7 protein-coding genes are annotated in these 11983 nt (G+C 55.5%); 4 read left to right on the forward strand and 3 right to left on the reverse strand.

Annotation, left to right across the window (positions count from 1 at the left end; genetic code table 11):
• The first annotated feature begins 45 nt into the window (after nucleotides 1–45).
• Entirely contained in the window at nucleotides 46–1926 is a 1881-nt protein-coding gene (locus tag BUE76_RS01230; protein ID WP_073039337.1) for a PAS domain-containing sensor histidine kinase, read from the forward strand.
• Nucleotides 1927–2063: 137 nt separating this feature from the next.
• Nucleotides 2064–2747: a hypothetical protein gene (locus BUE76_RS01235; RefSeq protein ID WP_245798260.1), complete on the forward strand. Its 684-nt coding sequence runs from the start codon at nucleotides 2064–2066 to the stop codon at nucleotides 2745–2747.
• A 48-nt stretch (nucleotides 2748–2795) separates the two neighbouring features.
• Here BUE76_RS01235 and BUE76_RS01240 read toward each other — a convergent pair whose 3' ends face one another.
• Both BUE76_RS01240 and BUE76_RS01245 read right to left on the reverse strand, forming a co-directional pair.
• Nucleotides 2796–4316, reverse strand: a complete 1521-nt coding sequence (locus BUE76_RS01240) for a GH3 family domain-containing protein (RefSeq protein WP_073039338.1) — start codon at nucleotides 4314–4316, stop codon at nucleotides 2796–2798.
• A 75-nt stretch (nucleotides 4317–4391) separates the two neighbouring features.
• Entirely contained in the window at nucleotides 4392–6920 is a 2529-nt protein-coding gene (locus BUE76_RS01245; protein WP_073039339.1) for a hypothetical protein, read from the reverse strand.
• Nucleotides 6921–7357: 437 nt separating this feature from the next.
• On the opposite strand from BUE76_RS01245, the gene BUE76_RS01250 reads away from it, so the two are divergent.
• Nucleotides 7358–8128: a hypothetical protein gene (locus tag BUE76_RS01250; RefSeq protein ID WP_073039340.1), complete on the forward strand. Its 771-nt coding sequence runs from the start codon at nucleotides 7358–7360 to the stop codon at nucleotides 8126–8128.
• Between the two features lie 205 nt (nucleotides 8129–8333).
• Nucleotides 8334–9287, forward strand: coding sequence for a peptidoglycan-binding domain-containing protein (locus BUE76_RS01255; protein ID WP_073039341.1), 954 nt, complete (start codon nucleotides 8334–8336; stop codon nucleotides 9285–9287).
• Nucleotides 9288–9355: 68 nt separating this feature from the next.
• Here the strand turns inward: BUE76_RS01255 and BUE76_RS01260 are convergent, their stop codons facing one another.
• Nucleotides 9356–11833 (reverse strand): glycoside hydrolase family 95 protein, encoded by a 2478-nt coding sequence (locus BUE76_RS01260; protein WP_073039342.1) that lies wholly within the window; start codon nucleotides 11831–11833, stop codon nucleotides 9356–9358.
• Nucleotides 11834–11983 lie beyond the last annotated feature (150 nt).

An 11983-nucleotide genomic window follows, 5' to 3' on the forward strand; every position in this document is an offset into this window, starting at 1 on the left:
CCTGTTTTAAGTAGTTTTGCTACTACAAATCCAAATTCCTATACCGTGAATAATGTAGCCTGCACCGAAGTTGAGGCCCTTCAAATTCCCAGGTCCTTTTCCACCCCATTGCCGGCAAGGCAGCTCCCTGCCCCTGCAGGCTACACGGGCAAAGATCTTGTTGCCCCTGTACAGGGGAATGGTAGCAGCATTCCAGGAATTGCAGATCAGCTGCTCGACCGCGTTACCGATATGATCATCGCCACCGATGAACACTGGCGTATCACCTATATAAACGCCCAGGCGGCCCGTACCCTGCGCATCGGGCAGCAAGAATATATGGGCAGGCTTTTCTGGGAGTGCTTTCCCCGCCTCCTGAATACCGAGATAGAAACCTATTACCGGAACGCCATGCAAACCGGTGAAGCCATCCATTTCGACGTATTTTTTGAGCCCATGAGTAAATGGTTCGGCATCAATGCCTACCCATCTGCCACCGGTCTTTCCATCTTTTTCCGCGACATCAGCAGCAGGTACCATACCGAGGCGGAGCTACGCAGCTCGAACGAGCGTTTGAAGCTGGCGGCAAAAAGCGATGCCATTTACGACTGGAATATCAATACCAATGAACTGCACTGGGATGAGGGCCTGAAAAACCTGTTTGGGTATGACGCCAACCAGTTTTGCCTGAAAATCTGGGAGGCCGCCATCCATCCAAACGAAAGGAACAAGATTGTAGCGGAACTGTATAAGGCCTTACACGACCCGCAATGCAGCTTCTGGAAGATGGACTACCGCCTGAGGTGCACCAACGGCACTTACTGTTTTGTGTTTGAAAAAGGCCATATCCTGAGAAACAGCAAAGGCAAGGCCATCAGGATGGTGGGGGTGATCCAGGATATCAGCGACCGGAAAAAAACAGAAGAAGAGCTGCTAAGGCTGTCCCTTGTGGCACAGCAAACCAATAATATCGTAGCCATCACCGCCCCCGATGGTACGATCATGTGGGTGAATGATGCTTTTGTACGCATTACCGGTTATACCGTTGCGGAAGCCGTGGGCAGGAAAAGCGCCGAAGTATTTGATGGTCCTGAAACCGACCCCGAAACCATCCGGCTGGTACAGGAAAAATTCCGGAACAAGGAAGCCTTCCAATTACAGGTGCTCAATTATAAAAAGAACGGGCAAACCTACTGGTCCGAACTTTCCTGCCAACCCGTGTTTGACGCACATGGCGAACTGCTCCATTTCTTTTCCATTGCCACCGACATTACGGAAAAGAAAAAGTTGCAACAGGTACTGGAACAGGAAAAAAGAAAAAGACAGCAGATGATCACGGCTGCGGCCATCAAGATACAGGAGCGCGAAAGAACACAGGTAGGGCTGGAGCTCCACGACAATGTAAACCAGATCCTCACCACGGTAAAATTGTATACCGAGCTGTGCAGGGACGGGCTTTGCGATGTGGATACCACCCTCACCAAATCATCCCAGCTGCTTCAGGCCTGTATCGACGAGGTGCGGGCACTGTCCAAAAGATTGTCCGGCCCTACCCTGGGCAAGGTAAAACTGTACGACAGTGTAGTAGAACTGGTAGCATCCATCCACAGCAGCAGCCGGCTGACCATCAACCTCCATGCCTGCGCCATTGCCCACCTTATTGTAAACCAGGAGATCCACCTGGGTGTTTACCGCATCCTTCAGGAGCAATTCACCAATATCATCAAGCATGCGGCGGCCACTACCGCCGATATTGTCTTTAGCATTGAAGACAATCATTTGTGCTTTACCATCAAAGACGATGGTAAGGGTTTCGATATACATGCCAAAAGACCGGGCATTGGGCTGACCAATATGCAAACCCGCGCCGAGAGCCTGCAGGGCAACCTTTTCATCAACAGCACCCCGGGCAGGGGATGCACCATGCTGGTGGAGCTGCCCCTTTAACCCTGCCACCGGGCAATAGGTACGGGTGCGGGCACGTTCGTTGCATAGGGTTGGTGCACTGCTCCGTAAGCGCCCGCAACCAAGGAGGCTGAAGCCAGCCATGCGCTTTACGGAACCCCGTCCCGGAAAACCCAGGCATGATCAAACAACTGACGCTCCTTTTTATGACCCTATCACAGGCTGCCCACACCAATGCCCAGGTTCCGCCCGAACTGCTGGCATTTGGCCACCACAAGCAAATACCGGAAAATTTAGCCAAGAACATACTGACCGCCCTGTCGTTCTACCCCGAACTGCGCGACACCCGCATCCATTTTATTTTAAAAGAAAACATCCGGGGCTCGGTGATGCAGGCCCAACCGGTATTTCATACGCTGTTGCGCAAAAGGGCCCACCGCCGCTACCGCATCCATATCAGCGAGGAATTCAAGCTGGTAAATGCACGGCAGTCCATCACCGAAATCCCCGATACCGTTATGATCGGGTGGATCGGGCACGAGCTGGGACATATCCTCGATTATGAAGGCCGCACCAATAAAGGCCTGATGCATTTTGGCTACCGCTATGTGCTCGACCCTTCCTTTGTAAAGCAAGCAGAAAGAGTAGCCGACACCCTGGCGGTGGCGCGGGGCATGGGCCGGCATATCATTGCCACCAAGCGCTTTATCCTCGATCATGCATCCCTGCCGCAGGCCTATAAGGACAAGATCGCAAGGCTCTACCTCTCGCCCGATGTAATATTGGAGCAGGTGCAGCAGTTAGAAGCGAAAGCTTTAAAAGATGATTTGCCACAAAGGCACCAAGACGGAAAGGAGCACTAAGCATTTTCTTTGTGTTGCTTCCTGTCTTTCTGCCCTTGTGGCAAATACTCAGACTCCTTGCAGCATAAATTCCCGGAACTCCCTGAAATCCTCTTCCTTCATCACCCGGGGAATCTTAGCCTGCCCGCCCAGCTTTTTATAGGTTTCACTCCAGTTGTAAAACTGTGCTACCGGAACGGCTTCCACAGCTACACCTTTCAGTGCCTTGGTACGGGCAACGGCGTAGTTCTTATTATTGTCGACGAGCTCGGTGTCGATGATCTCAGCGGCTTTTACCCTATCTATTTCCTTGTCGGTGCCAATTACCCACTGCATGATGAACTGCTCGTCCTGCAGCACGGTGGAAGCCACGAACTCCTTGACCTCGATATCAAATACTTCTTCCAGTTTTTCGATGGCCGCATTCATCTTCTGCACCGACAGCTGCTCGCCCACCACGTTGAGGTAGTGCTTGGTACGGCCGCTGATGCGGATCTCGGAGCGTTTTTTATCGGTGATGATGACGGTATCGCCAATCATATAGCGCCAGGCACCCGACACCGTGGAGATCAGCAAAACATACTCCTCCCCTTCCTGTGCCTGCTCCAACGTCAGCACGGGTGCACCCTCTTTCACGCTGCCGTCCTCGTTGATATTGAACTCCTCGAAAGGCACAAACTCGAAGAACACCCCATTGTTCAGGATGAGCGCCATGGCATCGGTATCGGGTCTTTTTTGCGTAGCCAGGTAGCCTTCCGAAGCCAGGTATGTATCGATATAGGTGAGCGGGCGTGCCAGCAGTTTTTCCATGCTCTTGCGGTAGGGCTCAAAGGCTACGCCGCCCGAAGTGTACACCTGCAGGTTGGGCCATATGTCGTGGATATTGTTCAGCCGGTTGTGGCGGATCACTTCCTGGAGCATCAGCTCTACCCAGGAAGGGATACCCGAAATGCTGCCCACATCCCACTTGGGTGCCTCCTGTGCAATGCGGCGCACCTTTTCGTCCCAGTTTTCGATGGAGGCGATCTCGATACCCGGTTTGTAGAACGACCCGAACCAACCGGGGATATTGGCCGCACTGATGCCGCTGATCTCACCTTCCTGGTGGTCGATCTGCTGGATGAGGCTGGTGCTGCTGCCCAGCATCAGGATGTCCTTGGTAAAAAAGTCGGGCGGCAGGTCGAAGTTCTTGAGGCTCATCACCTGCTGGATCCCCGATTTGCGGATGGCCGCGATCATATCGTCGGTTACGGGAATGTATTTCTTGTTGCTGGTGGTGCCGCTGCTCAGGGCAAAATACTGCTGCCCGCCGGGCCAGGTGATGTTCTGGTGCCCTTCGAGCAGGAAGTGCCACCACTCGTTGTGGAGCCGGTCGTAATCGTACAGGGGCACCCGCTGCTGGAAAGCCACCACCGGGTCGGGGCTGGCCAGTATGTCGGTAAAATTATATTTCAGTCCAAAAGCGGTCAGCCTGGCTTTTTTGAGTAACTGCAGCAACACTTTGCGCTGCGCTTTATAGGGATTGGGCTCGCGGTTAACGAGGCCGTTGAAATTGATTGCTCTTTTGATCACTCCGCCTAATAGGGCCATGGGTTAAAGGGTTTGCCCCTTGTTTGGCAAGATTTGTACCCGATTTGCCGGGGTTTCCTTTAAACCTCCAAGGTCTTAAAGACCTTGGAGGTTTTTCCATTCCGCCCTGATTCTCCGGACCATCGTTGGTGAGCCGCCATGGTACCCGATACCCAAACCCCTGCCCGCCAGGGGTTTGATCCGGCCCTGCAGCCGTACTTCCGGCAACACCCCGGGTTTTGTTTTATCGGGGGCAGCCGCTTTTGTGGTCAGTTCTGCCAGCAGCTGGTCGCCGCTAACCGCCACACGCAGGGTACAGGTGCCCCGAAAGGCACTCGTGGAAAGGGCTGCTCCAAAAGGGGTAGCGGTACCATTGGCGTACTGCACCAGTACCGCATCCACCGCGTCCGAATGCCTGGTGGTACGGATGAGTCGAAGACCATAACCGCTGCGGGTAGTGCCATCCCATTGCACCAGCACATCCATGTAGCGGTGGGCTACGCTAAAGCCCTGCCCTGCCGTTTTGAAGGGCACCAGTTCCAGCTCCAGTTCCATATTGCCCGAAGGCATGCCCAAGGGGGTATAGTACAGCACGCCTTCGCGGCCCTGCAGCAGGCCCTGCATGCCGCCGGCGCCTTCACTGCCGGCACCAAAGTACCACGCATCTCGGGTGGTATCGGCGGGGTACTGGTTCTCGCGGTATTGGGGCGCCACATGCCCCAAGGTCCAGAAGCCGGGCAGCACCCGGGGCTGGTTGCGGGTAGACAACTGGGCAAAATCGGTTACCAAAAGGTTGCGGGGTGCCAGGATGTCGGTGGCTTTTACGGGCCGGGGCGCAACAACCATAACCGCCGCACCCGCTTCCGATCGGATATGCCGGGGGCTGATTCTTGCCATCAGCCACCACCCTTCATCCCCGGCAGTGAAGGTATAGGTGCGCAAGGGCAGCTTGTCACGCGATACAGCCACCTCAATTGGGTTGGCGCCCTGCGCATCGCGGCAGCGATACCATTTAATATCGCTCTGGTCGCGGAAGGGAGTTGCCAGGGTATAATCCAAGGCCAGCTGGCCATTTCTAAATACAAAGCGGGGTGCTTTTTTGAAAAGGGGTGCCTCCAATATCTGCGGCAGCACCGTTACCAGGGCTGCAGCCTCCAGCCCCGATGCGGCGGTTGCCTGTATCACCACCTGTACGGCGGAATCCCTTTCGTTGGTGGGCGCCACCCTGCACCCCAGTCCATCTGCGCTGGGCTCCAGTCTTACCAGTTGGCGGTGGGCAGGCGCAACCGTCCACTGCGGCGGGCCGGCAGTACCGGGGTAATTGCCAAAGCGAAAAGCTTTTGCAACGAGCAGGGTTTCGTTCTTTCCTGTTTCAATCGTGTCGCGGCTTTGGGTCAGCACCAGTTGCACGGGCAGGCTGGAAAGCTTCTTACCCGTAGCCCGCTCGGTTTGCTCCACTGTGCTTTTAATGCCCATCGGATCCCAGTTGTCGTTACCCCGCAGCAGGTTATAGGTATTGTAAACAGGTTTGCCGTTGGCTACAAACCTGTATCCATCCAGTGCGGTGTGCCCTTCCAGGTCTACGGTCGCCTGCGGGTTTTGGGCGCCAATCAGCAGGGGCTTGCCGCCGTACTGCACGCCCCACTGGTAGTTGCGGAGGGTATGGGGCACCACTTCCTGCCAGCCCCAGTAGGTATTTGTTTCGGAAGCAAAGCGGCTGTCGATAACTGCAACCGGGCCACCCGCCTTGGTAAGATACTGGTGCGGGCCGGCAAAGGAGCGAAGGGCGCACCCGAGAAATACCGCCCCCGTCCCGGTAGTATTGTAAAAAGGCTTGGAGGAATAAATATCGAAAGTGGAATGCAGGTACACCCCGGTGCCACAAAGGGCATCGTCGGTACTTTCGAAATGACAGCTGTCAAACAACACCCTTTTGGCGCCGGTAAAAGGACAAAGGTTGAGGCGGCTGATAAAGCGGGTATTGCGGGCCAGCACCTTATCGCCGTTGCAGTGAATAAGCTGTGCCTGCACAATAGCTTGCGCCCTTTGGGGCCGGTTCAGTTCCGGCTTCAACGGAAACTGCAGGTCCACATTACAGTAGTTGCCAAAAGTGATGTTCTCGGAGCGGGTACCATCGCCGCTGATGCGGAGCATGGTGAAGTTGCCCACCGCACCAATGGTTTGCCCCCTGTTGCAGGCCAGCACCACGTTGGCTGCATCGGGGTTAAGGCCCTGGAAGCGGAGCCAGGGGCAGTCAATTTCCAAAGCATAGGGTGTATTGCCCCTGTGTGGCCGGCGGGTGACGGTATCGTCGGGGTTGTCGAGCCAGTATACCCAGGGCGCTATGTACAACACCATGGGTTCGGCTTCACTGTCTGCGCTCAGTTGTGCAGCTGCCTTGTTTACTGAATTGAACACATAGGGTTGCCTGGCCGCCTCCGCATCGGAAAGCTGGCCGTCGATAAAGAATGCTCTGGGACCTAAGGTGATGGTATCGCCGGCATAGGTTACCTGCTTCCCTGAAAACAGGATGGGATGTGCGGGATCGAGGGAGCGGTAAGCACCCTGGGCAAAAGCAGTAAGAGCGCACAAAAAGGAAAATACCAGCAGGAGCAATCGGGGCATGCATTCTATTTGTATCCAAGATAAATCATGCCGCCCGCCTGGCAGCCAGGGAACTGTGGGGTGCTATCCTGCTCCCGGGAGTTGAACCACAAAGACAGGGAGTACACGGAGAAAAGGAAATGTTTCATTTACCACTGGCTGTCTTGCATTATCCCGCCTTTGCCAAACCGGTTTTATGCTGCTTTTGTTCAAGCTTAACTTGTTCCTTTACTTTTTAACGGGCAACGAATGCCAGCCCATGTTGCGGTAGCTTTCAAACTGCGGTTTGTTGAAAAACAGGCCGGGGGATGGGCCACCACACCCTGATGGGGTTAAAACTCAAAAGCCTGCCGGATGCACCCACCCGTGTTGCCGCCCGAAATGATTGGGTGAAAACCCCCTTTCAACTGCCTGTTTCAAACTGTAACTTGGTAGGTACTTAACCAAATCCACTTGCCATGTCATTGTTGCCCAAAGTCGAATTCGACAACCCCGCCGAGATCGCCCTCACCCACCAGGACACGCTCCGCAAAACCGTTGGCATCCTGGGCATGCTCCTGCCCATCCTGTTGTACCTGGCGCTATGGATCGACCTGGGTCATACCCGCACCCTGGAGTCCATCAGCCATTATTACCTGACCCGTGCCGGTGGTGTATTTGTGATCATCGTAAGCCTGCTGGCCGTTTTCCTGATGGTGTATAAAGGCCGCGACCCCATCGATTTTTACGCCAGTACTTTTGCAGGCGTCTGCGCCCTCCTGCTCCTGCTTTTTCCCACCAGCAATATCAGCGAGGTGGAATGCTGCAGCAGCTATGCCATCACCCAGCTCAAGGAGTCGACCTTCAGGCCCAAATTCCACCTCATTGCCGCAGCCCTCTTCCTGCTCACCCTGGCCCTGATGTCGCTCTTCCTGTTCACCCGCTCCAAGCATGCCCCCGAAGTACGCGGCAAACAAAAGCGCCGCCGCAACCGCATCTTCCGCACCATGGGTGTCATCATGATCCTGGCCCTGCTCACCATTGTTGCCGGTTTCTTCCTGCCCGCCTTCCAACCTTTTTACGACCATTACCGGCTTACCTTCTGGATGGAAACCGTGGCAGTGGAAGCCTTTGGCTTTGCCTGGTTTGTAAAAGGCGAAGCCATCCTCAAAGACCGCAACACCCAACAGGAACCCAGGGAAGGCGGCAATATCGTTGTCATGTCGACCGGCAAGCCAGTGAATAAATAAGTTGGGAGTTTGGGGTTTGGGGTTTGGAGTTAGGGGTGGAGCGTTCAAGTAGTTCAATGAGTTCAATGTAACCCAGCAGGCCACCAGCAAACTGAACCTGTTTCTTTAAAACAGGTTACCCGCCAACCCAAAACCAACAACTAACAACCAAAAACCAAAAACCCCAAACTCCAAACCCCTAACTCCAAACACAAAACCTAAACACATGTCCACATTCAACATCACGCCCAAACTGCTTGAGCAACTGTGTACCGTAAACCAGTACCGGCTCCGTGCAGACGAACTGGTTTTTGTAGGCATCAGGGGCGCCATTACGGCCCTGCCCAACGACAATAGCTGGAAAAGCAAACACAGCCTCTCGCTGATGGATGTCAACTATACCAACCCGCGCTGTACCCTGCTGCAATGGCGGCCCAAAACCGGTGAACTGGCGGCCTTTCCGGCCAGCACGGTTCCGCATATGCGGCATATACGGGAAGCCAAACAGCGCGATGGGAAGGGCGCCAACTGCCTGATGACCGGCTTTTATACCGATTACCGCAAGGGCGTACACAATGCCAGCAAACCCAGCGGCCACGAAGCATTCAGGCAAAATGCCGTACAGCCCATCCGCCGCAATACCGACGATTTTGACTTCGACAAGGACGACCGCATCGAGTACAGCAATCCCTTCGACAATATCCATTGCGGGTGGTTTGCCGGCCTCAGTGCCGATGCCTATGCAAGCGCCGGCTGCCAGGTGGTGATGGGTTTTCCCAGGTGCAAAAAAGAAGGCCGCACCGAAAATGTGGGCCCCTGGAGGGTGTTTCATAAAAATGCCTACAGTATTGCACAGCAAAGTTTCCAGTACCTCCTGTTTTCGGGTACCGAAGTTTTCAGCCTGGGTGCAGGTGAAAAACCCAAAAATGCCAAATTGCGCTATGGTTCTCAGGGGCCACTGGTAGCGGAACTGCAGGCAGCTTTGAAAGAAAGGGAGTTCTATGAAGGCACCATTGACGGCGAATTTGGCGAACGCACCATGAAAGCGGTGATCCGCTTCCAGGAACATAATTTCGGCAGGAGCGGCGCCGATGGTATTGTAGGTGCAATCACCGCTGAAGCCCTCGATGTGGCCCTGCAACTGGCACCCAGGCTGGAGCCGGGCAATGTAATGGGGTGAACATAATTACACCTCACAGGTTTTATACACCCCACAGGTTTTTAGAACCTGTGGGGTGTTTTATTTTATTACCGTACCGAAACCGCCTGGCCGATACCCGCCACCAGGTACACTTTCCCTTTTTGGGTAGCAAAACGGGTCACGAAACCGTGCTCGGTTTGCACCGACTGGCTTTTTACCCCGGCAATCCGGATGGGGTCGGGCGTGCGCAGGATACATTCCGCGCCATTGAGCGACCGGATGGCAGCGGCCACCAGGTGCCCCCTTTTCCACTGCATACCCACTTCAAAGCCGCCCCGGGCCCTTAATCCCTTCACCGTACCATCGGTCCAGGCATCAGGCAGGGCGGGCAGGAGGTGTACTTCGCCCAGGTGGCTCTGGAGCAGCATTTCGGCGATGCCGGCCGTGCCGGCAAAATTACCGTCGATCTGGAAGGGCGGGTGGGCACAAAACAGGTTGGGATAGGTGCCGCCGCCACCGCCGGCATAACGGGTGCCCTGCTCGCCGGTAAGGTGGAGCAGGTCGCGCACCAGCTTATAGGCATGGTTGCCATCGAGCAGCCTTGCCCAGAAATTGATCTTCCAGGCCTTGCTCCAGCCCGTGCCCTCATCGCCCCTTATTTCGAGGGTGCGGCGGGCGGCTGCGGCCAGTTCAGGCGTTTTCACCGGTGAAATCTGGTTGGCGGGGTGCAGGGCATAGAGGTGCGACACGTGGCGGTGCTGCGGTTCCACATCCTGCCAGTCCTTGTACCATTCCACCAGGTTGCCGGCCTTGCCTACCTGGAAGGGGTAAAGTTTGGCTTGCCTTGCCAGCACGGTATCGCGGAGCGAAGCATCCAGCCCCAGCTTTTGCGAAGCGGTTATGAAGTTGGCAAAGAGCTCGCGGATGATGCTCATATCCATGGTGCTGGCCTGGGCAATGGCGCCCTTCACGCCTTTTTCATCCATAAACTCGTTCTCAGGCGATCCCGAAGGCGCTGTTACCCAATAACCCTTTGGATCCTGCACCAGCCACCCCAGCGTAAACTGCACGGCGCCCCGCATCAGGGGGTAGGCGGTATCGCGTAAAAACTGCTGGTCGCCGGTATAGAGATAATGATCCCAGAGGTGCTCCGACAGCCAGTTGGCACCCATGGCCCAGTTGGCCCATTTGGGATCGCCCTCGCCCTTATTGCCCACGGGGTTGGTGAGGGCCCAGATATCACTGTTGTGGTGGAGCACCCAGCCATCGAGGTTGTAAAATTCTTTTGCCGTAACCGCTCCGTTTACGGCCTGCGCCTGTATCAAGCGGAACAGGGGCTCGTGGAGTTCCGACAGGTTGGTAGGCTCGGCGGGCCAATAGTTCATCTGCACATTGATATTGGTGGTGTAGTTGCTGCTCCAGGGTGCCCGCAGATGGTGGTTCCAGATGCCCTGCAGGTTGGCCACCGTACCGCCCGGGCGGGAGCTGGAAATCAGCAGGTAGCGGCCAAACTGGAAATAAAGCGCTTCCAGCCCTGGGTCGGCGGCACCCTTGCTATAGGCTTCCAGCCGCTGGTCGGTGGGGAGGGTGGCGGAAGTTCCGCTCCTGCCCAAATTGAGGGTTACCCGGTTGAAGTATCGCTGGTAATCGGCCTGGTGGCGCGCCAACAGCTGGCCATAGTTTTTCTGGACCGCGGCAGTCAGGAATGCATCGGCTTTTTTCACTTCATCGATGCCCTGGCTGTCGGGGCACTTGTCGAAACCATTGAAGCTGGTGGCTGCCGACAGCAGGAGCACCACTTCCGTAGCATTTTTGATATGGATACCCGAAGTATCAGTTTGTACCGTACCATCCCTGTTCAGTGCTTTTGCCAGCAGGATGTAGCGCATACCGGCACAACCTGCGGTATCGCCGTTGATCACGGCGTTGGGTTTGCGTACGTAGTTGGGCTCCACATGTGCGGGCGCCTTGCCTTTAAGCACCAGCAAATCCTTGCCCCTTGCCTCTTTTTGGTGGGCAAACAAACTGCGGGCGCCCACCAGCAGGTTGAGCGCACCTGCCTTGCCGGCGCTGATGCGTACCACCATCACCCCATCGGGGGCGGAGGAAAACACTTCCCGTGTAAACTGTACGCCACCGGCCTCAAACCGGGTGGTAGCCTTTGCCCCGCTGATATCCAGGTCGCGGTAATAGTTGGAAGCCGTAGCGCCGCCCAGTTCCTGCCGGATGCTGAGGTCGCCCAGGGGCAGGTAGGACTGCGAGTACAATCCCTGCATCTGCTTGCTCAGGTCGGAAGCTTTTTTATAATCGCCGGCAAAAACGGCTGCCCGCACCTGTGGCAGGTACTGCGGCGATTGGGGGTTCACCGATTTGGGTACCGGCCCGCCCGACCACAGCGTGCTTTCGTTCAACTGGATCAGTTCATTTTCCACCCCGCCAAATACCATGGCGCCCAGGCGGCCATTACCTACCGGCAGGGCTTCGGTCCATGCGGCGGCGGGCTGGGTGTACCAAAGTTTTAAGGGGGATTGACCAAAGCCGAAAACCGGCAGGGACAGCAGCAGGCCAAGTACAGTTCTTTTCATGGTGTTCGATCGGGATAAAATAAAACCCGGAAAGGGTTGACGTATGTCCTACAATATAGACCATCATTACTGGAAATAATCAGGGACTGGCAGGCACCACAAGATGTATGGGCTGATCCGGATTTTCACTGCCTAATTTTTTACAGGTGG

The organism is Cnuella takakiae, from assembly GCF_001953305.1.
Classification (GTDB): Bacteria; Bacteroidota; Bacteroidia; order Chitinophagales; family Chitinophagaceae; genus Flavisolibacter; species Flavisolibacter takakiae.

Excerpts from the sequence above, each read along its gene's own strand:
- BUE76_RS01235 (WP_245798260.1), top strand. The coding sequence starts at position 2,064 with ATGATCAAACAACTGACGCTCCTTTTTATGACCCTATCACAGGCTGCC.
- BUE76_RS01240 (WP_073039338.1), bottom strand. The coding sequence starts at position 4,316 with ATGGCCCTATTAGGCGGAGTGATCAAAAGAGCAATCAATTTCAACGGC.
- BUE76_RS01245 (WP_073039339.1), bottom strand. The coding sequence starts at position 6,920 with ATGCCCCGATTGCTCCTGCTGGTATTTTCCTTTTTGTGCGCTCTTACT.
- BUE76_RS01250 (WP_073039340.1), top strand. The coding sequence starts at position 7,358 with ATGTCATTGTTGCCCAAAGTCGAATTCGACAACCCCGCCGAGATCGCC.
- BUE76_RS01255 (WP_073039341.1), top strand. The coding sequence starts at position 8,334 with ATGTCCACATTCAACATCACGCCCAAACTGCTTGAGCAACTGTGTACC.
- BUE76_RS01260 (WP_073039342.1), bottom strand. The coding sequence starts at position 11,833 with ATGAAAAGAACTGTACTTGGCCTGCTGCTGTCCCTGCCGGTTTTCGGC.